The 25,204-nt window shown below is 63.7% G+C and carries 19 protein-coding genes; 4 read left to right on the forward strand and 15 right to left on the reverse strand.

The window, feature by feature from the left end; all coding sequences use genetic code 11:
* Window positions 1-519 precede the first annotated feature (519 nt).
* The 5 genes from D0Z70_RS25655 to secA all read right to left on the reverse strand — a co-directional run bounded on the left by D0Z70_RS25655 (window position 520) and on the right by secA (window position 6,078).
* Window positions 520-684, reverse strand: coding sequence for a helix-turn-helix domain-containing protein (locus D0Z70_RS25655; protein WP_119745746.1), 165 nt, complete (start codon window positions 682-684; stop codon window positions 520-522).
* 122 nt (window positions 685-806) lie between these two features.
* A complete protein-coding gene (locus D0Z70_RS09530; protein ID WP_147418757.1) occupies window positions 807-1,487 on the reverse strand; it encodes a hypothetical protein in 681 nt (226 codons plus the stop codon).
* Complete coding sequence (locus D0Z70_RS09535; RefSeq protein WP_119745750.1) at window positions 1,484-2,695, reverse strand: tyrosine-type recombinase/integrase; 1,212 nt, start codon at window positions 2,693-2,695, stop codon at window positions 1,484-1,486. The genes D0Z70_RS09530 and D0Z70_RS09535 overlap by 4 nt, the downstream gene beginning before the upstream one ends.
* Window positions 2,696-2,862: 167 nt before the next feature.
* Window positions 2,863-3,228: a PilZ domain-containing protein gene (locus D0Z70_RS09540; protein WP_119745752.1), complete on the reverse strand. Its 366-nt coding sequence runs from the start codon at window positions 3,226-3,228 to the stop codon at window positions 2,863-2,865.
* A gap of 123 nt (window positions 3,229-3,351) precedes the next feature.
* Complete coding sequence (gene secA, locus D0Z70_RS09545) at window positions 3,352-6,078, reverse strand: preprotein translocase subunit SecA (RefSeq protein WP_119745754.1); 2,727 nt, start codon at window positions 6,076-6,078, stop codon at window positions 3,352-3,354.
* 192 nt (window positions 6,079-6,270) lie between these two features.
* Here secA and argJ point away from each other — a divergent pair, with 192 nt between their 5' ends.
* Window positions 6,271-7,497, forward strand: a complete 1,227-nt coding sequence (gene argJ, locus D0Z70_RS09550) for a bifunctional glutamate N-acetyltransferase/amino-acid acetyltransferase ArgJ (RefSeq protein WP_119745757.1) — start codon at window positions 6,271-6,273, stop codon at window positions 7,495-7,497.
* Window positions 7,497-8,294 carry an inositol monophosphatase family protein gene (locus tag D0Z70_RS09555; RefSeq protein WP_119745759.1) on the forward strand — a complete coding sequence of 266 codons (798 nt, stop codon included), beginning with the start codon at window positions 7,497-7,499 and terminating at the stop codon, window positions 8,292-8,294. The genes argJ and D0Z70_RS09555 overlap by 1 nt, the downstream gene beginning before the upstream one ends.
* Window positions 8,295-8,336: 42 nt before the next feature.
* On the opposite strand, the gene trxA is transcribed toward D0Z70_RS09555, so the two are convergent.
* From trxA to D0Z70_RS09600, 9 genes are all read right to left on the reverse strand, one after another.
* On the reverse strand, window positions 8,337-8,657 hold the full coding sequence (gene trxA / locus D0Z70_RS09560) for a thioredoxin TrxA (RefSeq protein WP_119745761.1): 321 nt from the start codon (window positions 8,655-8,657) through the stop codon (window positions 8,337-8,339).
* A 29-nt stretch (window positions 8,658-8,686) separates the two neighbouring features.
* Window positions 8,687-12,118, reverse strand: a complete 3,432-nt coding sequence (gene addA, locus D0Z70_RS09565) for a double-strand break repair helicase AddA (RefSeq protein WP_119745763.1) — start codon at window positions 12,116-12,118, stop codon at window positions 8,687-8,689.
* Window positions 12,099-15,068: a double-strand break repair protein AddB gene (addB, locus tag D0Z70_RS09570; protein ID WP_119745765.1), complete on the reverse strand. Its 2,970-nt coding sequence runs from the start codon at window positions 15,066-15,068 to the stop codon at window positions 12,099-12,101. The genes addA and addB overlap by 20 nt, the downstream gene beginning before the upstream one ends.
* The gene (locus D0Z70_RS09575; protein ID WP_119745767.1) at window positions 15,061-15,771 is read right to left on the reverse strand and encodes a nucleotidyltransferase family protein; all 711 of its coding nucleotides are present in this window, start codon (window positions 15,769-15,771) and stop codon (window positions 15,061-15,063) included. The genes addB and D0Z70_RS09575 overlap by 8 nt, the downstream gene beginning before the upstream one ends.
* On the reverse strand, window positions 15,768-16,754 hold the full coding sequence (locus D0Z70_RS09580) for an aminoglycoside phosphotransferase family protein (protein ID WP_119745769.1): 987 nt from the start codon (window positions 16,752-16,754) through the stop codon (window positions 15,768-15,770). Before D0Z70_RS09580 ends, D0Z70_RS09575 begins: the two co-directional genes overlap by 4 nt.
* The gene (gene tsaE, locus D0Z70_RS09585) at window positions 16,751-17,209 is read right to left on the reverse strand and encodes a tRNA (adenosine(37)-N6)-threonylcarbamoyltransferase complex ATPase subunit type 1 TsaE (protein WP_119745771.1); all 459 of its coding nucleotides are present in this window, start codon (window positions 17,207-17,209) and stop codon (window positions 16,751-16,753) included. The genes D0Z70_RS09580 and tsaE overlap by 4 nt, the downstream gene beginning before the upstream one ends.
* Window positions 17,202-19,547: a sensor histidine kinase gene (locus D0Z70_RS09590; protein WP_119745773.1), complete on the reverse strand. Its 2,346-nt coding sequence runs from the start codon at window positions 19,545-19,547 to the stop codon at window positions 17,202-17,204. Before D0Z70_RS09590 ends, tsaE begins: the two co-directional genes overlap by 8 nt.
* Before the next feature lie 166 nt (window positions 19,548-19,713).
* Window positions 19,714-21,132, reverse strand: a complete 1,419-nt coding sequence (gene ahcY, locus D0Z70_RS09595; RefSeq protein WP_119745775.1) for an adenosylhomocysteinase — start codon at window positions 21,130-21,132, stop codon at window positions 19,714-19,716.
* Between the two features lie 154 nt (window positions 21,133-21,286).
* Window positions 21,287-21,847 carry a YqgE/AlgH family protein gene (locus tag D0Z70_RS09600; protein WP_119746058.1) on the reverse strand — a complete coding sequence of 187 codons (561 nt, stop codon included), beginning with the start codon at window positions 21,845-21,847 and terminating at the stop codon, window positions 21,287-21,289.
* 120 nt (window positions 21,848-21,967) lie between these two features.
* On the opposite strand from D0Z70_RS09600, the gene D0Z70_RS09605 reads away from it, so the two are divergent.
* Entirely contained in the window at window positions 21,968-22,450 is a 483-nt protein-coding gene (locus D0Z70_RS09605; RefSeq protein WP_119745777.1) for a peroxiredoxin, read from the forward strand.
* Between the two features lie 76 nt (window positions 22,451-22,526).
* Window positions 22,527-23,981, forward strand: coding sequence for an AMP nucleosidase (locus D0Z70_RS09610; protein WP_119745779.1), 1,455 nt, complete (start codon window positions 22,527-22,529; stop codon window positions 23,979-23,981).
* 58 nt (window positions 23,982-24,039) lie between these two features.
* Here D0Z70_RS09610 and D0Z70_RS09615 read toward each other — a convergent pair whose 3' ends face one another.
* Complete coding sequence (locus D0Z70_RS09615; protein WP_119745781.1) at window positions 24,040-25,191, reverse strand: GGDEF domain-containing protein; 1,152 nt, start codon at window positions 25,189-25,191, stop codon at window positions 24,040-24,042.
* Window positions 25,192-25,204: the final 13 nt, after the last annotated feature.

Here is a 25,204-nt window from a genome sequence, read left to right on the forward strand (position 1 = left end):
GGCCTCCTGTTCCTTGATCATCCCGATAATCTGCGCTTCGGTAAAACGGCTCTTCCTCATACGTCTGCTCCTCTGTCGGCAGACTCTACATTAGAATGAGGGAACTCTCGGGGGGCAGGTCACGGCGTTCGATCGGGAACGTGATGACCTTACCCACGTTCGCCTCCTGTCTTGTCGATGACAGGCCAGCCATGAGCCTTGTGGCGGGCGTTGGCGCAGGAGAGCGCTTCCGCGTGGGTCCGGAACTCCAGACTAGGCCATGCGATGCTACGCGGCTCGAACGACACAATGAAGCGTCCACCGAAAACGCAGGCGTGGATTTCAATCTGGTTAGGCATTGCCAGCCACCCCAAAAGCAAGAGGGGCGATCATCGCTGCATGATGAAAAGTCAGACCATGCCGTGCAGCCAGATATTGGATGCGGGCGTGAGCCGTGCTATATGCGTTGCTGCTCTTCCCGGAGACAGCAGCGCCTTCGCCCTTATGGGCGGGGGCGTTTCTCGTATATGCCATGGCTGATCACGCGGCCTCCGCAAGGCGGCGAATGCTGGCGATCTTAACCAGTCGGCGACCGCCTACACGGCTAGTCTCGATCCGGCCTTCCTTCATCCAATTGTAGATAGTGGCGCGCGAAACACCGATTGATTTCGCAGCGTCCAGTACAGAGCAGCAGAGGGGTTCCATGTCGTTCTCCGTCGTTTGACGAATAGAGACATGGCTGGATCATTTTGCGCCGTTGAGGGTAGCCGGTTTGGCCCGCGTCCGGCATTTCACCCGTAACCAATCCGGCATCGCTCCCGGACCGACTACCACGGCCATTGTTCGCTTTCGCGAGGATGATTAAGGCCATGAACGGCCATGTCTGCGGTAGCCCAAATATAGTGTACTTTAAGCAGGTCGCTTATTTCGCCTAAAGCATAATCCCGCGTAAACTCATCTTCGCTTTCAAGGTCACTAATAAGTTCGGGCATTATAGGCTTCACCGCGCTATCGATTGAAAGCCATCCGTCTTTTTTCTCTAATTGGATACGAAAATCGCGATAAAAAGGTATCGCATATTTTCGCATAGCCTCGAATCCGAGCCTAAACCTTTTCCCGGCGAAAAGTATCGCTTCGTCGCCACCCATTCCAGCTTCTCGCGCATCAAAAACGGCCTCTCCCGCGTCGAACCACTTAAATCTGTCATTCACGGCCCGTTTCATTTTGGCAGCAGGAAACCCCTCAGCTACCAGTCGGGGCTTCGGAACACCTTCGGAATTGCTCTCGTTAACCCGGTATCCTGACCTGCCCCGCTCCATGGCCTTAGCTAATTCGGTTCGAACTTCTCGAGCAATGTCGGCATCCGAAAGAAGTAGGGCGCAAATCGTATCTACGAATTGGCCGCCATCTTGAAAGGCGGAACCATTTAGCGCGTCAAGCGCGCGCCAATTTAATGTTTCGGGATTATCTGTTGGCGGAAACGTGCCGCCATCATCTACATCATTCATCCTGCCACCATGCGCACGACATTGCTGCCGCCTTCACAATAATTCGCCCATGCGGCCATCATTTCGCGCCGCTTCGCTAGCAGCGATCCGCGCCGATATGCTGCCTCAACCTTATTCTTGATCACGTGCGCCAAGGCTGCCTCAGCGACATCGCTCGGAAAGCTGGTCTCTTCCGAAACCCAATCGCGGAATGCCGAACGCATACCATGGACAGTCCCGCTCTCGCGCGAGATTCCAGCATCGCGCAGGGCCTTTGCCATGGTCGCATCGCTCATCGCATCGCCCTTGCGTCCAGGGAACACAATGTCACTTGTGCGCAATTCTTTTGCCCGCTGCACGATTGCCAAAGAACGATCGCTGAGGGGGACAACATGCTCTTTGCCAGCCTTCATGCGATCGGCCGGAATGATCCACAGCCTCGCGGTCAGGTCGATCTCATCCCAGGTCGCGCCTCTGACTTCGCCCGATCGCGCCGCAGTCAGGATTGCAAATTCGAGCGCTAGATTGCCGATGGTTTCATTGCTCCGTATCCGGCCCACCAGATTGGCAACTTCGATGTACGGTAGGGCTGCGAAGTTCCCCTTGCTGCCGCGCTGCGGCCCCAAGCCAAGCCCTACCGCGCCATTCGATACCTGAGTATCGCGGTATTCCCTCGCATGTGCCCAATCGAGGATCGCCATGATGCGCTGGCGCACGCGGCGCGCGGTTTCAGGGCGTTTCTGCCAAACATCTGCGACAGCCTCTACAACCTGATTCACGCCGATCTTATCGACGGGCAAATGCCCCAACTTGGGATAGGCATATGTCTCCAGCGTGTTCTTCCACTGATCGACATGCTTGCCATTGCTCCAGACCACTTTGCGTTCCGCGTGAACGATCTCAGCAGCTTCTTTGAAGGTGGGCACCTTGCGTATAGCGCGGCGGCGCTCCGCACGTGTAAGGATGGGCATCCCGTCGCGACCAGCCTTGCGTAGCGCGCGCGCTTTTTCGCGCGCCTCAGCAAGTGTCAGGTCAGCGAAGGGGCCAAGGCCCATGTCACGGCGCTTGCCTTCCCCATCCCGCACGCGGGCAATCCAACTGCGCGCACCCGATGGACTGACACAGAGGATCAAGCTTTCGCCCACCGAATGGCGACCCGGCGCGCGCGCCATTGAATTGACTTCGGTAACCGTGGCGGGCTTTGCCCTGCGTTTTCTCGGTTCGGCCATGTTTGTCTCCACCACCATGTTCCCCACTCAGGGGACTAGCTGTGGTTAGACACTATTCGACATCGTTCTACAACTGTTCTATTCAAATCGGCTGAAAAGCGTCCGCATTTAGATGCGGTTAGACGCGCTTAGTTCGAATCCCGGCAGTCACCCCTTCCGCCATTCGCTTACCCATAAATTCCCGGCGATAGCCGCCGCAAACTGATCTCGCGCTGCCGGGTTGGCTCCACTGTCCGCACGGATGGTTCCGCGATCACCGCCAGCGGATCGACCTGGCGGCTCAGCAACAGGCCGCATCGTTCCTCGCCGCGCCAGATCACCGTGCCGCATACTTCCAGATAGTCGGCGATTACCGTGACGCGTGCGCCAATCGGCGGCAAGTAGAAGCCGGTGACCAATGCGCCATAAGCGGAAATATTCTGGATGGTAATCGGCTCGGTCACGCCATCCCACAGCAAAGTCGCGCGGGCATTGGCCACGAAGCGGCTTTCGCGGCGGCGCTCGACCTGGGGTCGATAATGGACGCTGTTCATCTCTGTCTCCCGGCTTCCCCCCAGGATCAGATGCAATTGTGTCGCAGCAACCTTGCAGAAGCGATAAGCGGGCTGGTTAATCGGGGGGCAGGCAAGAAACGGCTCGCCCGCCCCGTCCGGTGATCAGGCCAGCGCGCCGTGGCAATGCTTGTATTTCTGCCCCGATCCGCAGGGGCAGAGCGCATTGCGGCTGATGTCGAGATTGGCGAACTCGCCAGCAGGCGCCAGCGGCGCACGCGGGATCGTCGTCGTAATTCCGCCGAAAGTCCCGGCGTCGAAATCGGCGCTGTTATCGTCGCCCGAAAACGGGTCGATATGGGTCGTGATGAAATCGGGCAGCACCGGCAGATCGAATTCCGGCATCGGCGCGTCCATGCGGAATTGCACCCGCGCGATCGATCCGGTCACATCCTCACGGATATTTTCCAGCATCCGCTCGAACAGGGCGAAGGCTTCCTGCTTATATTCGTTGATCGGCGTCTTTTGCGCATAGGCGCGCAGATGTACGACCTGCCGCAGGGCGTCGAGCGTCGAAAGATGCTCCTTCCAGTGATGGTCCAGGCTCTGGAGCAGGATCGACTTTTCGATCATGTGCCAGTCGGCCGCATCGACCTCCTTGACCTTCTCCTCGACCGCTGCATTGGCCAGCGCGGTCAACCGCTCCTCGATCATCTCAGGATCGACCGCATCTTCGGTCAGCCAGGCGTCGAAATCGGGTTCAAGCCCCAATATCTCGGACGTCCGCGCCTTCAGCTTGGCGATATCCCATTGTTCGGGATAGGTGCCGGGCGGGCAGGCGCTGCCGACGATGTCGTTGACTGTTTCATGGCGCATGTCGGTGACCACGTCGTCCACCGTGTCCGCATCCATGATGTCCGACCGCTGCTCGTAGATCACCTTGCGCTGATCGTTCATCACGTCATCATATTCGACGACCTGCTTGCGAATGTCGTAGTTGCGCGCCTCGACCTTCTTCTGCGCGGTCTCGATCGCCTTGCTCAACCATTTGGACGGGGGCAGCGCCTCGCCATCTTCCAGGTTGGATCGGATCATCTTGGCGAACATCGTGTCCGGGCCAAAGATGCGCATCAGGTCATCGTCCAGGCTGAGGTAGAAGCGCGACAGGCCCGGATCGCCCTGACGGCCCGAACGGCCGCGCAGCTGATTGTCGATACGGCGGCTTTCATGCCGCTCGGTCGCCAGCACGAACAGGCCGCCCGCCGCCAGCACTTCGGCCTTTTCGGCTGCGATTTCCGCCTTGATCGCTTCGATCGCCGCGTCACGCTCCGGCCCTTCGGGCATATCGCGCAATTCGTCCTCGACCCGCAGTTCCAGATTGCCGCCCAGCTGAATGTCGGTGCCGCGCCCGGCCATGTTGGTGGCGATCGTCACCACGCCCTTGCGCCCGGCCTGCGCGACGATATGCGCCTCGCTCTCATGGAAGCGCGCGTTCAGCACCGCGTGCGGCACGCCTTCCTGATTGAGGAATTCGGACAGCATTTCGGACTTTTCGATCGACACCGTACCGACCAGCACCGGCTGGCCCTTTTCGGCATGTTCCTTGATCGTGCGGGCAATGCCGCGAAACTTGTCCTCGATATTCTTGTAGAAACTGTCCTGCTCGTCGATCCGCTGCACCGGCTTGTTGGTGGGGATGGTGACGACGTTCATCTTGTAGATTTCGTAAAATTCGGTCGCTTCGGTCGAAGCGGTGCCGGTCATGCCCGAAATCTTGGGATACATGCGAAAATAATTCTGGAAGGTGACCGAAGCGAGGGTTTGGTTCTCCGGCTCGATCTGGACGCCTTCCTTGGCTTCCACCGCCTGGTGCAGGCCGTCCGACCAGCGGCGTCCGTCCATCATGCGGCCGGTAAATTCGTCGATGATGACGACCTTGCCGTCCTTGACGATATAATCGATGTCGCGGCGGAACATCACGACCGCGCGCAGCGCCTGGTTCACATGATGGACGACCTGCGTATTCTCGAAATCATAGAGGTTGCTGCCCTGGAGCAGCCCCGCATCCTCCAGCAGCCGCTCGATCTTCTCGGTGCCATCCTCGGTCAGGGTGACGGAGCGTTGCTTTTCATCCTTCTCATAATCACTTTCGGTGATTTGCTTCACGATCGCGTTGACCGAGACATAGAGTTCGGACTTGTCGTCGGTCGGCCCGGAAATGATCAGCGGCGTGCGCGCTTCATCGATCAGGATCGAGTCCACCTCATCGACGATAGCATAGTTGAAAGGGCGCTGGACCATCGACGCGCGGTCATATTTCATATTGTCGCGCAGATAGTCGAAACCCAGCTCGTTATTGGTCGCATAGGTGATGTCGGCGGCATAGGCGGCGCGGCGCTGGTCCTCGCTGATGTTGGGGACGATAACCCCGGTTGTCAGCCCAAGGAAGCGATAGACCTGCCCCATCCATTCGCAGTCGCGGCTGGCCAGATAGTCGTTCACGGTGACGACATGGACGCCCTTACCCTCCAGCGCGTTCAGATAGGTCGCCAGCGTCGCCACCAGGGTCTTGCCCTCACCCGTGCGCATCTCGGCGATTTCGCCGCGATGCAGGACGATGCCGCCCACCATCTGCACGTCGAAATGGCGCATCCCCAGCACCCGCACAGCGGCTTCGCGCACCGTGGCAAAGGCTTCGGGCAGCAGGTCGTCCAGCGTCTCGCCAGCGGCCAGCCGTTCGCGGAATCGCACCGTCTGCGCCGCCAGTTCCTCGTCGCTCAACGCCTGAACCGCCGGCTCGAACGAGGCGATCTTGTCGACGATCTTGCCCAGCGATTTCACATAGCGTTCGTTGGACGATCCGAAAATGGACTTGGCGAGGGCGCCGAACATGCAATTTCCTGACACAATAGGGAAGCGCGCCCGGACAAGGGACCACGCGCAGACATGCGCGGCGATTTAGGGAGCGCTCAACCGATAGTCAATCAAATCGCCGATAGGCGCGTGCGACGCTCGCGAACAAATTTGACCGCGAATCCGCTCGCTCCGGTTTGACGACCGGCACGATTGCGCTAAGCGACGGCCATGACTGATCGCTCCCCCCTCGCCCCCGCCGCCTTCCCGGTCCTGCCCTCGATTGCCGGCGTGACCCTCCGCCGCGCTCGCGCCGGATATAAGGCGTGGGAGCGGTGCGACCTTACCTATGTCGAACTGGATGCCGGCACAGCGGTCGCCGGTGTGACGACGCAGAGCAAATGCCCCTCCCCCGAAGTCGAATGGTGCCGCGACGCCATTCCCCTGGGGTCTGCGCGCGCGCTGGTGGTCAATGCGGGCAATGCCAACGCCTTTACCGGTCATCGCGGCCGCGCAGCGGTGGAGGCGATCGCGGCCAAGGTCGCCAATCACCTTTCCTGCCTGCCGTCGGACATTTTCATCTCCTCGACCGGGGTGATCGGTGTGCCGCTGCCTATCGACAAGGCAGAGGCAGGGCTGGAAGCCGCCTTCGCCGCCGCTCCCTGTAGTTGGGAGGATGCCGCCAATAGCATCGGCACCACCGACACTTTCGCCAAGGGCGCGCATGTCTCCGCCATGGTCGGGGAGACGCGGGTCGATCTGGTCGGCATCATCAAGGGATCGGGCATGATTGCCCCGGATATGGCGACGATGCTGGGCTATATCTTCACCGACGCCGCGATCGACCCTGTGCTGCTGCAATCCATGCTGTCTGCGGCGAACAAGCGGACTTTCTCCTGCATCACGGTCGATAGCGACACCTCCACCAGCGACACGGTGCTGGCCTTCGCGACCGGCAAGGCGGGCAATGCGCCGCTGACCAGCATGGACGATGCCGGCGCGGATGCCTTTGCCGCTGCGCTGACAGACCTCTGCCGTCAACTCGCCCATCTGGTCGTGCGCGATGGCGAGGGCGCGACCAAGTTCGTGGAGATCAGCGTCGAAGGCGCGACCAGCGACGAGAGCGCGCATCGCATCGCCCTGTCGATCGCCAATTCCCCCCTGGTCAAGACCGCGATCGCTGGTGAGGACGCCAATTGGGGCCGGGTCGTCATGGCGATCGGGAAGGCAGGTGAACCGGCTGATCGCGACCTGCTCTCGATCCGCTTTGGCGCAACCCAGGTCGCGACCGGTGGCCTGGCGGTCGAAGGTTATGACGAAGCCCCCGTCACCGCGCATCTGAAAGGCCAGGACATCGTCATCGGCGTCGATCTGGGCCTGGGCGAGGGCCGCGCGACGGTGTGGACCTGCGACCTGACCCATGGCTATATCTCGATCAACGCGGACTATCGCAGCTGATGCTGGACCTGCACGCCCCGGTCGTCACGCTGATGCGGGACGTCGCCCGTGACATTGTGATGCCCCGCTACCAGAATCTGGCCAGCAGCGAGATCAGTGCCAAGGCGGACGCCGACGATCTGGTCACCATCGCCGACAAGGAAAGCGAAATCCGGCTGGCCGAAGGACTCGCCGCGATCCTGCCCGAAGCCGGCATCATCGGCGAGGAAGCCTGCGCCGCCGATCCGTCGATACTGGATCGCGCGGGCGACGGCCTCAACTGGATCATCGACCCGATCGACGGCACTGGCAATTTCGCTGCTGGCAGGCCGCCCTTCGGCATCATGATCGCACTGGCCGACGCCGGGACGACGCTGGCGGGCTGGATCCTCGATCCGATCAGCGGGCGGATCTGCCACGCGATGCTGGGCGGCGGCAGTCACATCAATGACGAACGGGTGGAGGCGCGCGAAAGTGGCGGTGATCTGCCGATCGCGGCGCTGGCGGTCTATTTCATGAGCGCGCAAGAACGCGCCGACATCACCCGCCGCTCGCAGGACAGGTTCGCGCTGGTCGATATTCCCCGCTGCGCCGCCGAACAATATCCCCGGCTGGTACTGGGCCAGAATGACGTGTCGGTATTCGCGCGGACCCTGCCCTGGGATCATGCGGCAGGCACATTATTCCTGAACGAAGCGGGCGGCTGCTGCCAGCGGCTCGACGGCACGCCCTATGTCGTGGGTGACACGCGCCGCGGCCTGCTCGGCGCATCCTCGCCGCGCCTGTGGGACAGGGCGGCGGAGATATTATTCCGCTGATTATCCGGGCCTCGTCTCTATAACAAAGCCCGGACTATCAAATCAGAGAACGCTCTCGATCCAGCTCTTGAGCGCGCTCTTGGGCGCAGCGCCGACCTTGGTGGCCGCCGGTTCGCCATTTTTGAACAGGATCATCGTCGGGATGCCACGCACGCCATATTGACCGGGCGCGTCGGGATTTTCATCGATATTGACCTTGGCGATCGTGATCTTCTCGCCCAGTTCGTCGGAGATTTCCTCCAGCGCCGGGCCGATCATCTTGCACGGGCCGCACCATTCGGCCCAGAAATCGACGAGCACCGGCTTGTCGGAATCGATCACGTCAGCCTTGAAGCTGCTGTCGGTAACTACCTTGGTGGCCATGTTGAAGTCTCCTTGTCTTGAGGCGCTATCTAGGGGGTCGTCGCATCGCGCTCAATGGGTGAGAGCGGCAAATTCTCCTGCGCAGGGACAAAGCCCGGCTTGTGCGCCGCCAGCAGCGCGGGCGGCAGGATGATGAGGCGCGGCGCGCTGGTGTAGAGCAGTCCCGCCTCGATCGTCCGGTCGGGGAAGATCACCGCCAGCGCAGCGGCATAAGCGGCCATCTGCCGGACATGCGCGGTCGGCACGTCATCGACGCCCAGCGGCGCAACCCGGCCCGTCTTGAAATCGACCAGCTGGATGCGGTCTGGCCCGACGCACAGCCGATCGACCGTACCCGCGATCACCGCTTCGCCCACGACCGCCGCGATCGGCGCTTCGGCCAATGCGTCAGGGCCGAAAAGGTCAGCGAAGTCGGGTGCTTCGATGACGCGAAGCGCCTGCGCGATGACATCCTGCCGGACGGTGGCATCATCCGCCCCCTGCTGGACCAGCCAGCGATCCGCAGCGTCGCGACGGCGCTCAGGCTCTACGCCGGGCAGTCGCTCGAACAGGGCGTGGAGCCACCGCCCCCGCTCTGCCGCCGCCCGCATCGCCGGGGTTGGCGGCGGGTAAGGCACATCATCCTCGACCGGCGCAGAAGGGGCCAGCGGACGCGGTGGGCGCGCCTCGACCGGGGCGGGCTGGCGCAGCCAGTCGGGCATGTCCGCCGCCGTCCGTTCCTCTGCGGTCTCCGGCTCCGCCTTTTTCGACGGCAAATCCTCGGTCCCGCGCCAGCGCCGCGTCGCGCCCCAGAGCGGATCAGCCTCCCACTCGGCGCCGAGCGACACCATCGCCCCCTCGACCGCCGCGAACCAGCTTTCAGGCTTCACCTCGCCCTTCGCCCGCGGCCCCAGCGATCCGGCGACGATCAACTTCTCCTCCGCGCGCGTAAGTGCGACATAGAGCAGCCGCCAATGCTCCTCCCGCTCGACCGCTGCCGCCTGCTCCGCGATCTCGCCAATCGGTCCCTGCCGCTCCGGCTTGCGCGGGGGCAGTATCGGCAGTCCGTTCCACAGCAGCGAATCCGCGCGATTGCCCGCGTCGGGATCCAGGCAGGCATCGGCCAATATGACGATCGGCGCCTGCAACCCTTTGGCCCCATGCACCGTCAGCAGGCGCAGCATGTCGCCCTGCGCCGCCGCATCGCGCACTATGTCGACTTCGCCCCGGTCGAACCAGTCGATGAAGCGCTGGAGCGAGGGATGATCGTCACTCTCGAACGCCAGCGCGGCATTGAGCAATTCTTCGATCGGATCGACCGCCTCCGCCCCCAGCCGCTCGATCAGGCGGCGGCGGCCATCCATCGGCCCGGACAGGATCGCTTCCAGATAGCGATAGGGCGTGGTGAAATCCGCCACCGCCAGCAGATCGCGCAGGGGCTTGAGCGTCGCATCGTCCAGCGTCTGGTTGAGGTGCCGCCACAGCCCGGTCTTGCGCCCGATCAGCCGGTGCATCAACTCGTCCTGGGTCCAGCCGAGCAGCGGCGACACGAGCAGCGACGCCATGTTCAACTCATCGTCGGGTTGCACCGCAAAGCGCAGCGCCGCGAGCAGATCGCGCACCGCCAGTGGCGCATTGAGCCGCAGCCGGTCGATCCCGGCAACCGCCACTTTCTCCTCATAGAGCCGCGCGACGATCAACCGCGCCAGTTCGCTGCGCCGCCGGACCAGGATCATGATGTCCCCCGCCCGCACCGGACGCCCCCGGCTGTCCAGCATCACGCCGTCATCGATCCACTGCTTGATCTGCTGCGCGATCTTCTGCGCCAGCACCCGCTCCTGATCGGCGGCCCAATCCTCCTCACCCTCGGCATCCTCGGACAGGTTGGCCACGACCGGCTTCCACAACATGACTTCGCCCGGATGCCGGTTGGCGCTGATATGGTGGACATCGCCCGCCTCAAGCCCCAGCCGCTCGGCGCGCAGGGTGGAAATCGTGCGATCCACCACGTCCAATACCGCCGGGGTCGAGCGGAAACTACGGTCGAGCGACAGGTCATGGAAATCATGCCCGCTATTGTCCGCGTCCCGCTGGAACAATATTTGCGCGGCGGCGAAATTGGCGGGGCTGGTCCCCTGAAAACCAAAGATCGCCTGCTTGAAATCGCCGACGGTGAAGATGGTACGCACCTTGTCGCCCGGTTGCCACTCGGTCGCGAAAAACTCCTCCGCCAGCGTGCGCACGATCCGCCATTGCGCCGCGTTTGTATCCTGTGCCTCATCCACCAATATATGGTCGATCCGCTGGTCCAGCTTGTAACGGATCCATTCGGCGATCCCGTCCTGCTCCAGCAGCGCGGCGGCGCGGGCGATCAGATCGTCGAAATCGACAGCGCCCGCCAGCCGCTTGGCCTGCGCATAGGCGCGCGCATAGGCCCGCCCGGCATGGAGCGCCTTCCCCAGCAACGCGGCATAATCAGCGCGCAGCTTCATTGCGATCAGTTCGCCCGTGCAGTCGTACAGCCGGGTCGCCATCTCGGCATAGCCATCGACCGACGGAACATAGCCCTTGGTCAGCATGATGTCGCCATCCGCCTTGGCCCAGGCGCGATGCAGGTCGGTCAATGTAGCGGCGCGCCCGGCGGGATCGAGTGCGCGCCATGCGGCTATCCGGTCGCAGCGCTCCAGCCCGCGACCCTTGCCCCACTGCACATTAGCTTGCACGATCCGGTCCAGCGTCCGCATGTCGAAGACAGCGTCGCTACACTGGTCCGCCAGCCATTGGTCGATATCGCCCTCCGGCAAGCCAAGCTCCGCCATGACCCAGGGCGTAATCGCATCCGGCAAGGCGTCCAGCGCCTCAACCCTGGCCGCGCAGCGCAACAGATAATTCTCCGCCCCGCCCTCGCCCAGCCGCAGGCTGATCGCCTGCAACGCCGCGAACAGGGCTTCGTCGCCGGTCTCATGCGCCCGCACCACCATGTCGGCGAGCGTCTGCCGGGCCAGGTTTGTCTGCTCCCGCTGGTCAAGCGGGCTGAAACCGGGCGTCAGGTCCGCCTCCAGCGGGAAGGCGGTCAGCAATTGCTGGCAAAAGCCATGGATCGTCTGGATGCGTAGCCCGCCGCCGGTGGATTCCAGCACTTCGGCGAACAGGCGACGGGCAAAGTCCAGAGCATCTGGACCAAAATCTTCCCCCAAGGCTTTCAGGTCGGCAGCAAGCGATGGGCCATCCATCTGCACCCAGGCAGCGAGCCGGTCATGGATGCGATCGGCCATTTCCGCCGCGCCCGCCTTGGTAAAGGTCAGACACAATATATTCTCCGGCCGCACCCCTTGCAGTAGCAAGCGGAACACGCGCGCGGTCAGCACATGGGTCTTGCCCGTCCCCGCCGATGCCGACAGCCAGACATGCGCGTCGGGCGCGGCGGCGCGGGCCTGATTGCCCAGCAAGGGTTGCAGCCCCTTAGCCATCGTCGCGGCCATACCATTCCTCCAGCCGCATCAGCTGGTCATAATCGCCATAATTGGCGACTTCGGGGTTGATCTCCGCGCGGAAGGGCGTGGTGCCCAGCAGGAAGGCCTGCGCCAGTTCCTCGAACTGCGCATAGACGTCCATGGTGAAGTCTGCCGTGACGATCTTTTCGCGCTTGCCCAGCGGGTCGACCGGGCTTTCGCGATAGCCAAACTGGTCGCCTTTCTTGGCCAGCGACCAATATTCAAAGCCGCCAGCGGTCTTGTCACCCGCGACGCCCTCAAAACCGCCATGCTCCGCAATCACACCCAGCAAGCCCAGTTGCAGCGCGAAGCCCGCCTTGACCTGCCGCGCACTGGGGGGCTTGCCGGTCTTGTAATCGATGATGCCCAAAGTGCCGTCGGGCAGCCGGTCGATCCGGTCGGCCTTGCCCATCAGCGTGACGTCGGCAATATCCGCGCGCCCTTCCTTCTCGACCGCCAATATGGTGCGGCCCTCCGCCCTGTCGCGCACAACCTCCGCCGCGATCCAGCGGATCGCCTCGATCAGACGCGGTTGCCACAACGCGCGCAGCAGCGGATGAACTTCGGGTCGGTCGAACATGGCGCGGGCGCGCGCTTCCAGATCGGCGGGGTCCAGCGTTCCCGCTTCCGCCCAATGCTGGAGGATGTCATGCACCGCCGTCCCGCGCCAGGCTGGCCCGGCATCCGCATCGACGGGGTCCAGCCGGGCCAGCCGCAGCACGCGCCGGGCATAGAAAGCGTATGGATCAGCCTTCAACCGGTCCACATCCGTGACGGGAATGACGGTCGGACGGACCGACACCGGTGGCGCAGGCGCGGGACGGCCAACCGGACTATGCGTTGCAGGCGTGTCCAGCCCCCGCGCCAGTGCGGCATAGCGATCCGCCACCTTCCATTGCGGCCCCGCCATCGCTTTCAGGCGCAGCCACAGCCGAGACGCAACCGCAGGCCCACCGCTGCCTCGCCGCGCACGGGTGATCAAAACATGCGGCGCGCCCAGCGCACTGGCGAAATCATGCGCGGCCAGGCCAATGCGCGTCTCCACCCCCGGCAAGCCCAATTCGCGCCGGATACGCGGCGCCAGCCATGGATCGGGCGCAGGCAGGCCTGGCCATGTGCCTTCGTTGAGGCCGCCCAATATCATCAGGTCCGCCTGCACCAGCCGCGCCTCGATCAGACCCAATATCGCGATGCGCGGATGCCCTCCCTGCGGCGGACGCACCGACACCCCGCCCAGCATATGGTCGAGCAGCACCGGCAGCGCGCGAATATCCGCCTGACGCGGCCCTTCGTCGGCGGCGGCCTCCATTTCGGCGAACAGATCAGCGGCGGCATGGCCCTGATGTCCCGCCCAGACGGCATCGCCCGTCAGCACACCCGCCTGCTCGCGGATCGCAGCCAGTTGCCCGGCCAGATCGGTCGCAACGCCAAAGGCCTTCTCCAGCGGCTCAAGCAAAGCGCGCGCGGCCGGCCACCAGTCGCGCACCTGATCGCGCAGGACACGCTGCCGGTCATCCTCCCGCGCAACCATAAGCATATCAATGCCCACTAGCCCCGCTTGCGGCCTTGGTCCCCGCAACAGCAGGTCAAGCGCCCGCACCCCGTCCAGCCACGCCAGCCGCCCCTCACCGCGCATCACCAGCGGATGTTTCAGCAATGTCAGCAGCGGCACCGGCGCGAACCGTTCCGCCACTGCCTGCGCCATCGCGATCAGCAAAGTGCCGGGCGGCAGGCGCGACAGCGGCAGGCCCGCCGAATCGTCCGCTTCAATCCCCCAGCGTTTCAGATGCGCTGACACCCGCGTCGCAAGCTGCCGGTCCGGCGTCACCAGCGCAGCGGTGCGCTTCTCCGTCTCCAGCGCCTCGCGCAGCGCAATCGCGATGGCCTGGGCTTCCTCGCCCGGCGTCGCCACTTCCAGCGCGGCAACGCCCGCCAGCGACCGGTCGGCTGTCTTGAGGTCGCGCCAGCGGCTGGTGAGTTTAGGCGGCAACATCGCGTTGGAAATGTTGCGCCCGCGCACCGCCCGCGCATCATGCTCACTGCCCCAGCGCCATTGCGCGACATCGTCGCGGGTCGCGCTCATGGCGTGCAGCAGGCGCTTCAGCGCATATTGCGGATGGCTCTCATGGCCGGCGGGGGCATGGCCGGTGACCGGATCGGGATCGAATGGACCGATCGCCTCCCACGCCTCATCGTCCATATGCTGGTCCAGCCCGGCAAACACCACCATGCCGCCTTGCATCTCGCCGATCCGCCGCAGCAGTCCCGCGACCGCTGGCGCAGTGGTGGAAATGCCCGCCGCGACGACAAAACCGGTCGGCGGATGCTCGCGCCAGCGCGCCGCCAGCCGGTCGAACAGCCGGTTGCGCCGCTCGGTCAGGTCCATGCAGCCCAGCCGCGCCAACTCATCCGGCCAGCGGGCGATGACGATCTCAAACAGATGCAGCGACGTCTGCCAGTGCCGCGACAATTCATCCGACAAAGTAAGGTCGCGTAGGGCCGTCACCGGCACCCGCTCCACCTGCATCTGGTCCAGCACAGCGCCCAACGCCTGCCCCAGTTGCAGCGCTTGCCCCGCGTCAATATCGCCCTTCACCTGCTGCACCATCCGCGCCAGGATCATCTGGCGGCGCATCGGCGCAATCGCCGGGGGCAGCGCCTCTCCTTCCCCCAACGGATCAAGCGCGCTGCCGACCTGCTCGCCAATGTCCGGGTCTCCGATCGCCACCAGCCGGGGCAGCAACAGCCCGCCACCCGACGCGCGCACGAAGGCATCGCTGACCGCCCGCACCGCTCGGTTGCTCGGCAACAGGATCATGCCCTGCGCCAGCGCCATCGGATCGCCACCATGGCGCGCCAGCAGGCCAGCAACCAGCGCATCGGAAAAGGCGCGATGCGCCGGAATGGAATATAGCGCGGGGCGCCCGCGATCACCCATGAGTGATCATGGATTCCACGACGGGGATGGCCTTGGGCGTGCCGACATCGAACCACAGCCCCTGATGCGAAACGCCGTAGAGCCGCCCCGCCTCGATCGCCCGGTTCCAGAATATGTTGGTCGAAAACATGTCAGCGGGGGGATCGCGCAACAGGGAGGGCGACAATATCTGCACCCCGGTAAAAACGAAGGGCGCGACATGGGCGGTCTTGCGCCGGCTCAGGCGGCCCCCGGCATCCATATGGAAATCGCCCGGCCCACTGTGGCAATGCGCGCGCGCCAGCGGCACCAGCAGCAGTAGCGCATCCATCCTGTCCGGGTTCCAGATGCGCTGCATCATGCCCAAAGTTTCCTGCGGCCCGTCAATCCACAGATTGTCGCTATTGGCGCAAAAGAAGGGCTTGTCGCCCAGCAGCGGCGCGGCGTGGATCAGCCCGCCGCCAGTCTCCAGCAATTTGGCGCGCTCGTCGGATATGACGAACTCCATGCCGCCCTTGCGCGTGAGCAAATGCGCCTCGACCGTGTCGGCGAGATAATGGACGTTGACCACCACCTTGCGGATGCCGCCCGCCTCCAGCCGGTCGAGCGCATGGTCCATCAACGGCTTGCCCGCCACCTTGACCAGCGGCTTGGGCCGGGTCGCGGTGAGCGGACGCATCCGCTTGCCAAGGCCCGCCGCCATCAACATCGCCGTGTCGATCATGCGGGCGCAAACTCCGCCAGCGCATCATGGCGCTGATCAGCCGGTATGTTGGCGGCGAACCACTGCGCCACCGGGGCCAGCGCGGGATGGGCCAGGTCGCGCTCCAGCAATCCCCACATGCGCGGCAGGAAGCTCAAATAACGCGGCTTGCCATCGCGCTGCCACAGGCGGGTGAAGATGCCGATGATCTTGGCGTTCCGCTGCGCCCCCAGCACCGCATAGGCTGCGTCGAAATCATCGGGCGGCGCAGCAATCGCCTTGTAGCGCGCCAGCATCGCCGCCTCGACCTGCGGCGGCACGTCGCGCCGCGCATCCTGCAACAGCGACACCAGATCATAGGCCGGATGCCCGGCCAGCGCGTCCTGAAAATCGAGTAGGCCAAGCCCATGGGAGGTCGCCCGGTCGATCAGCATGATATTTTCCGCATGATAGTCGCGCAGCACGGTAACGGTCGGGCTGGCCGACTGTTCGACGACCGGCAGCACCGCGTCCCACGCCGCGGCATAGGCGTCCTGATCGACCGACAGGCCGATGGCGGGGCAATACCATTCAGTGAGCAGCCCGACTTCCCGCTGATAGACCGCCCGGTCATAAGGCGGCACTGGCGCAGCGGGCAGGCGGTGGAGGTCGGCCAGCAGATCGATGGCGCGGCCATAGACCGCCAACTCCGCCTCCGGCTGATCATCCACATGTTCCTTGACCCGCAAGTCGCCGAAATCCTCGATCAGCACCAGCCCCAGCTCCAGATCGCGTGCCAATATCCGTGGCGCGGCAAAGCCATCTTCCAGCAGATGTTCGGCAATGGCGATAAAGGGGCGCGGATCTTCATGTGGGGGCGGCGCATCCATCAGCACCGCACGGCGTCCGCCGTCGATGACGCGGAAATAGCGGCGGAAGGAGGCGTCCCCGGCCAGCGGCACGATGGCGGCATCGCCCCATCCGGCCTGGCCAAGGAAAGCGGGCGCGGCGGCGGGGGGGATCATATCTGTGACCATCGGTCCGTCCAAGCGTCGGGCACGTCCGCTGTCAAGCGCCGAGCGCCATCCGCCTCAATCGTGATGGTCAAACGCAACGCATGGGACCAGAGTCGCGACCCCAGCCGGTCGGGCCATTCGATGATGAGAAGGCTGTCCATCAGATAGTCGCCCAGCGCCAGTTCCTCCGTCTCCTCCGGCGTGTCGAGCCGATAGAGATCGACATGCGCGACCGGCAGCCTGACTTCTGGCACGTCATAGGGCTGGACGATCGCGAAGCTGGGACTGGGCGCTTCACCCGCCAATCCCAATGCCTCCAATATGCCCCGCGCCAGCGTCGTCTTGCCTGCGCCAAGCCCGCCTTCCAGCGCGATGACATCGCCGATTCGCACATGGGTGGCGATGCGATGGCCAAGCTCCAGCATTGCCGCTTCATCGGCCAGATGCAGCACATCTTCAGCCACGGGGCAGCTCGATCACCACCATCGTCCCCTGCCCGGCCTGCGATACCAGTTCCAGCGTCCCGCCATGCGCCTGCGCCAGTTGGCGGGCGAGGGGCAGACCGATCCCGGCCTTGCCCCCGGTGCGCGCTTGGCCTGCGCGGGCGGCTGGATCGAACAGCAGCTTTTGCTGCTCGGCGGAAATGCCCGGCCCATTGTCGGAAATGACGATCCGCGCACGATCCGTTCCGCCATCGCCATGCAACAAAACGCGCGCGCTCTTGCCGCAATAGCGCACGGCGTTTTCGAGCAGATGGTCGATTGCCTGCCCGATCCTGCGGGCGTCCCCCTGCACCTGACCCAGGCTGGCCTCTATCGTCACCGCCAGATCAATCCCCTTAGCGTTCGCATCGGCGCGGACGCGATCGGCGCTGGCGCGCGCGACTGCCGCCAGATCGACTGGCGCGCGGTCGATCGGCAACGTCCCGGCCTCGCCCTGCGTCAGGTCCAGCACATTGTCGATCAGCATCGACAGCCGGCCCGTGCTTTGCAGGATGCCGTCGACATAGTCCTTGGCCGATGCGCTGAGTTCCCCGGCATAGCCCGCGCTCATCATCTCGGCGAACCCAGCGATGGTGGTCAGGGGCGTGCGCAATTCATAGCTCATATTCGTGACGAAAGCGGTCTTGACCTCATCGGCCTGCTCCAGCGCCACATTGCGGTCGCGCAGCACCTGTTCGACACGGCGGCTGTCGGTCACGTCGAGCATGGTAAAAAGCGCATTGCCATCGGGCAACGGGATGGCGGCAAATTCAAAGATGCGCCCGTCCGCAAAACCCACATGGCCGATCCGCTGCTTGCGCTCGACCGTCGCGGCGCGGACCAGTTCGCGCACCAGATTGGACTGTTGCGGCTTGGCCAGACGTTCCTGCACCGCGCGCATCAGATCATCGATACGTGGATGGGTCGCCAGCATGTCCTCCTCCGCACCCCAGACGGTGCGGAATCGGCTGTTCCACATCTGGAGGCGGCCGTCGGACGAAAAGACGCCGATCGATTCGAACAGATTGTCGAACGTCGCCGTCCGCACCCGCAGCAGCGTGTCGCGTGCGCTCGACAGCTGCACCTGCTCGGTGCGATCCTCGAAGATCAGCAGCAGGCCGCCGTCGGGCAGCGGCTGGGCATAGACGCGCAAATGGGTGCCGTCCTGCAACAGCCAGTTTTCCTCGACCGGATCGGGCGAGAGGAACCAGTCGCGCCGTTCCCCGCGCCAGGCGGGAAAGTCGCGATGTTCGGGCAGGCGGCGGGCGTCGCGCATCTGGTCCAGCACCCGCTCGAACAAGGGCGCGTCGGCCAATTGCTCCTGATGCAGGCCGAACAGGCTGATGAAGGGCTGGTTCCAGAAACGTAGCGCCCGGTCGGGACCAAAGCGCGCGACGCCCGCTGAAAGCCGATCCAGCAAGTCGCGCTGCGCCGCCTCCAGACGGCGATGCTCGACCCGCGCCTGTTCCAGCTCATGTTGATCGACCGCATAGCCCGCCACACCGGCCTCGCCCAGCGGCACATCGACCACGCGCATGGTGCGCCGTTCACCGTCGATCGTGGCGGGAACCATGCGCTCGACCGGCTCGCCGCGTGCCAGTGCATCGGCGGCGGCGGCTTGCGGGGTCAGGCCGCTCACCGCCTCGACCAGTTCGACGCCGCTACCGATCACTTCGCGCGCGTCAGCACCGTCCACCGCACGGACATAGGCGCTGTTGACCAGGCTGAGGCGCAGATCGGGCGAACGGTGCCACATCGGGAAGGGCGCGGCTTCGACCAGACCCGCCAGCGCCTCCAGCGCGTCACGCAACTGATCGACCTGACCTTTGAGCGTCTGAATTTCAGACTGGCTGTCGGTCGCGTCGAATATCCACAGCACAACGCCGCCATTGGACGCAAGGCCCGGCGCAGCAGGCGCGCCGCGCACCAGCAACAGCCGGGACGACCCAACGCCCCGCACCGGCAGGGCAAAGCTCTTGCCAGCCTTTTGCGCCGACGCAATCTCGCGAGCCAGCGCCGCGGCATCGTCGGGTTCCAGCCCCCCATCAGCGGCAGTCAGTTCAGAGGCGAATGTCGGAACGCGGGGCTTGCCCAGCCATTTGGCGAGGCGATCGGCAGCTTCCAGCCTGCCGTCGGGATGGATAACGACAGGCGCAGCAGGTGCGGAGGCAAGCAGCATCGCAAGCCGATCAAGCTTGCCCTGCGCCTGCATCCCCTCGCGCCGCATCCGTTGGCCAGTAGCAAGCGCCCACACGGCACCACCCAGCCACAGGGCCAGCACAATACCCAAAATGATAGCGGCCATGGGGGTCAGCGTCATTGCGCCCTCTGCTCCCATTTCGGCCGAACCTGCCTGTCGCTGTCCATAATCGCACCGGGACTAACGCAAGTCGGGCGCAGCGGGAAGAAGGCGATGCAAAGAATTGCCCTATTGACCAAGGGCAATGAAAAAGGGGGAAGGCATCGCCGTCCCCCCATTTGCCTGATCAATAGCGGTAATGGTCGGGCTTGAACGGCCCTTCGACCGGCACGCCGATATAGTCGGCCTGCTTCTGGCTCAGCTTGGTAAGCTTCACGCCCAGCTTTTCCAGATGCAGTTCGGCAACCTTCTCGTCCAGATGCTTGGGCAGGACATAGACCTCATTCTTATACTGCTCACTCTTGGTCCACAGTTCGATCTGCGCCAGCGTCTGGTTGGTGAAGCTGGCCGACATGACGAAGCTGGGGTGGCCGGTGGCATTGCCCAGATTGACCAGACGGCCCTTCGACAGGACGATGATCTTCTTGCCATCGGGGAACTCAACTTCGTCCACCTGCGGCTTGATCTCGGTCCATTTGAAATTCTGGAGGCCCGCAATCTCGATCTCGCTGTCGAAATGGCCGATGTTGGACACGATCGCCATATTCTTCATCGCGCGCATATGATCGACGGTCAGGACGCCTTCATTGCCGGTCGCGGTGACGAAAATATCGGCGCGTGGGGCGGCCTCTTCCATCGTCACGACTTCATAGCCTTCCATCGCCGCCTGCAACGCGCAGATCGGATCGACTTCGGTCACCAGCACGCGCGCGCCGCCGTTGCGGAGCGACGCGGCCGACCCCTTGCCGACGTCGCCGAAGCCAGCGACGCAAGCGACCTTGCCGGCCAGCATCACATCGGTGCCGCGACGGATCGCGTCGACCAGCGATTCCTTGCAACCATAGAGATTGTCGAACTTCGACTTGGTGACGCTGTCATTCACATTGATGGCGGGGAAAGGCAGCTTGCCCTTCTTGGCCAGCTCATAAAGGCGATGGACGCCGGTGGTGGTTTCTTCCGACACGCCCTTGATGGCGGCGACCGTCTTGGTCAGGAAGCCGGGACGTTCGGCCAGAACGCGCTTCAGCACCGAACAGAAGATTTCCTCTTCCTCGTTCGACGGGGTGAACAGCTCTTCGCCGGCCTCGACCCGCGCGCCCCACAGCGCGAACATGGTGGCGTCCCCGCCATCGTCCAGGATCATGTTGCACACACCCGACGGATCATTGTGCCAGTCGAAGATGCGTTCGACATAGTCCCAATATTCCTGCAGCGTTTCGCCCTTGATGGCGAACACCGGCACGCCCGACGCGGCGATCGCGGCGGCGGCATGGTCCTGCGTCGAATAGATGTTGCACGTCGCCCAGCGGACCTGCGCACCCAGCGCGGTCAGCGTTTCGATCAGCACGGCGGTCTGGATCGTCATGTGCAGCGATCCGGTGATGCGCGCGCCCTTCAGCGGCTGCGACGGGCCGAATTCCGCGCGCAGGGCCATCAGGCCCGGCATTTCGGTTTCGGCGATATCCATTTCCTTGCGGCCGAAATCGGCCAGGGCGATATCGGCGATCACATAATCCTGCGCCAGGGTGGCGGAAGCGGTGGCCACGGTCGTGTCTCCGTAAACTTGAAATGATGCCTGTACCGCTGGAAAAAAGTCCGGGCGGCGGCGATGGCAAGCGCTTTACCAACCGCCGCCGCTCGTGGCAACTCAATATAAAGATTTCTTTATGTGCTAACCTGATGAGCGATCGAAACCAGCGTCAGGCGGACCCAGCGCCCCGGACCAAATGCGACGCATCAACGCCGGCTGATGCATAGGACGCGGCCCATTTGCGTTGTGCCGGCACATCGAACAGCAGATCAGCATTGCCCGGTGCCAGGAACCAGCTGTCGCCCGTCATCTCGCGCTCCAGCTGTCCCGGCCCCCAGCCGGCATAGCCTAGCGCAACGAGATAGCGGCTTGGCCCCCTGCCCTGTGCAATCGCCTTCAATATGTCGAGTGAACCGGACAGGCCCCATTGTCCGCCGACCTGCACCATGTCCTGACCCGACCAGTCGAGCGAATGAAGCACGAAGCCGCGCCGCGGCTCGACCGGTCCACCGCGCAGCACCGGCCTGTCGGCAATGGCGCTGCCATCGATATCGAAACTGTCGAGCAGGCCATGCAGGCTCACCCCTTCCATCTCCTCCCCGACCGCAATGCCCATCGCGCCGTCGGCGTCATGCACGCACAGCGCAACCACGCTATGATCGAAGCGCATGTCGGCCATGCCGGGAAGCGCGAGCAGAAAATGCCCGCCGAAGAAAGTCGTCTGGTCCATGATCGGAATATAGACAAAGACAGGGTGATGCCAAGGATCAGGCGGCATATTCCGTGCCGGCTCTTGACAGTGCGCCCGCCAGCAACGACCTGCGCCATCGTGAGTTTCAGGAGAAGATGCATGACCATTACAAAGGGCGACCGCCTCCCCAACACGACCTTCACGAAAATGACCGAGAATGGCCCGGAGGCCGTCGCGTCGGAGGACTATTTCGCGGGCCGGACTGTGGCGCTTTTTTCCGTCCCGGGTGCCTACACACCGACCTGTTCGGCCAAGCATCTGCCCGGCTTCATCGAAAAGGCCGACGCGCTCAAGGAAAAGGGCGTCGATGAAATCGCCTGCACCGCCGTCAACGACGCATTCGTCATGGGCGCGTGGGGCAAGTCTGCCGGTGCCGATGGCAAGGTGACGATGCTGGCCGATGGCAATGGCGATTTCGCGCAGGCCGTGGGCCTGACCATGGACGGCAGCAAATTCGGCCTGGGCCAGCGCGGCCAGCGTTTTTCGATGATCGTCAAGGACGGCGTCGTCGCCGAACTCAATGTCGAAGCGCCCGGCGACTTCAAGCTGTCGTCGGCTGAGCATATGCTGGGTCAGCTCTGATTTCGGGTATCGGCGCGCGTTTTTTTTGATCGCGCGCCGACTTTCCTCCGTCATGCAACTGCGTTAGCAAGGGGCGATGACACAAAGCATCGGCAGCGCAACGGTCACGCAACTGGACCGCCTCTACCAGACATCGATCGACACATTGCGCGACGCCATGCGCGCTTATGGCCGCGACGGCAGCATACCACCGCCCCAGGCGCGACAGGACCAGCGTTTCTGCTATCCCGAACTGCGGATCACCTATCATGGCGACAGTGACGCGCCGCCGCCGGGCCGATCCTTCGCCCGCCTGTCCAAACCCGGTAGATACGTCACCACCGTAACCCGTCCCGCGATGTTCGCCGATTATCTGGCCGAACAGATTGACCTGCTCGTCCGCGACTATGGGGTAGAGATTGAAACCGGGCTGAGCCACCAGCAAATCCCCTTCCCCTATGTGCTGGACGGGCTGGACATGGGGGCGCTCGACGGCACGCCGCCGACTGAACTGGCGCGCTACTTCCCCACGACCGAACTGGCCGAGATTGGCGACGAGATTGCCGATGGCCTCTTCATGCCTGATGCGGACGGGGAGCGGCCACTGGCGCTGTTCGATGGATTGCGCACAGACTTTTCGCTCGCGCGCCTCAAACATTATACCGGCACGCCCGCCGATCATGTGCAAAGCTACATCCTGTTCACCAACTATCACCGCTATGTGGATGAATTTGTCGCCTGGGCCTGCGCAGAGTTGCAGCGGGAGGGGAGCCGTTTCACCGCACTGTCGGGCGCTGGCGGCGTTTATGTGACCCCCGAAACGGCCGATCCGGCGCAGATGATCGCCGACAGCGCCTGGCGCAAGCATCAGATGCCTGCCTATCATCTGATCGCGCCCGACGGCAGCGGCATCACTTTGGTCAATATCGGCGTCGGTCCCTCCAATGCCAAGACGATCTGCGATCATCTCGCCGTCCTTCGGCCCGAAGCCTGGCTGATGATCGGCCATTGCGGTGGCCTGAGGCCCAGCCAGCGGATCGGCGACTATGTGCTGGCGCACGCCTATCTGCGCGATGACAAGGTGCTGGACGCCATGCTGCCGCCTGAAATCCCGGTCCCGGCCATCGCCGAAGTGCAGGTGGCGATGGCGCAGGCGGCAGAAGCCGTGTTGGGCGGCCGCGACCCGGAGGATTTCAAGCGTCGCCTGCGCACCGGCACCGTTGTCACCACCGACGATCGCAACTGGGAATTGCGCTATTCCAGTTCCGCGCTGCGCTTCAGCCTGTCGCGAGCTGTGGGCATCGACATGGAATCAGCCACCATCGCAGCGCAGGGCTATCGGTTCCGGGTGCCTTACGGCACATTGCTGTGCGTGTCCGACAAGCCGATCCACGGCGAACTCAAGCTGCCGGGGCAGGCCAATCGCTTCTATGAGGAGGCGATCGCCAGCCATTTGCGCGTCGGCCTCATGACCTGCGAATTGCTGCGTGAAGGCGGCGCGAAGCTTCACAGCCGCAAGCTGCGCGCGTTCAACGAACCGCCATTCAGATAAGAGGGATTGCGAGTGAAATGGACCATTTCACGGCTCGGAAATCCCGGCAAGAAAAGGCTCAGGCCGCGTTGCGCCAGATAGCGACACGATCCTTGCCATTGCGCTTGGCGTCGTAGAGCGCAGCGTCGGCGCGGGCGACCAGATCATCGAGTTGCTCGTCGCCCGCCTGCAATTCCGCCACGCCGAAACTGGCGCGCAATTGTGCGCGCGGAGCGTTGGGCAGGACCAGACAAGCAATTTCCGCGCGCACCCGCTCCATGACATCAGCCGCCGCCGCCGCCTCGGTTTCCACCAGCAGCAGGCCGAATTCATCGCCGCCCATGCGCGCAACAATGTCGCCGCGCCGCACCGCGCTGGTCAGTAACTGGGCAAAACCGCGCAGGGCGGCGTCCCCTGCGATATGGCCATGGCCGTCGTTCAGCGCCTTGAACCCGTCAAGATCGCACACCACCAGCGCCAATGGCCGGTTGTAACGGCGGGCATTGGCGATGGCGCGCGTCGCAGCCTCATCCAGCCCGCGCCGGTTGAGAACGTTGGTCAGCGGATCATGCCGCATCTGGCGCCGCAACTGGTGCGCCAGATCGCCAGCCACGACCATCACCGCCGCGACGCCCATGCCGACATAGAGCGACGGCAGGCCAAGACCCAATATCGCGCGATAGGTTGCCAGTCCCGTCGCCGGAGGTTTCCCCCAGCCACTGGCGGCGCTGACCGCCAAAGCCGCTTCAAACAGCGCGAATAGCAGGAACATGGTGAAAAACGCCATTTCCGGCGCGTTGAAACGGCGTTCGCGCGGCCAGAGTGCGGCGGCCGAACAGAGCATCAATAGGCCGACATAGCCCGGCACGATCATGCCCTGGAGCGATCGATCATGTATCATCGCCGCATAGATGCCGCCGACCGCGACGACCGATCCCGCGCCGACCATCAACCGCCATGGCACGTTCTGCCCCGACCGCTGGCGCACCCCCACCACGACCAGCGTGCCGCTGACGATGATGCACACCGCCGCCAGCGCCATGAACGGCCCGCTTTTCAGGGCAATGCCGCCCGCGTTGGCGATCCACTGGACCATCGCTGCGCCATAGGAGAGCGCCCAGCTCAACACATGACGCTGCCGCCCAAAATGGAGCCACGCCACCCCCATCGCCAGCGCCATGATGACGCTGGTGAAGAAGAGCAAAGCAATGATGATGATCGCCGGGTCCACGGGCCGGCCCTTT

Origin of the sequence: Sphingobium terrigena (genome assembly GCF_003591655.1) — a bacterium.
GTDB lineage: Bacteria > Pseudomonadota > Alphaproteobacteria > Sphingomonadales > Sphingomonadaceae > Sphingobium > Sphingobium terrigena.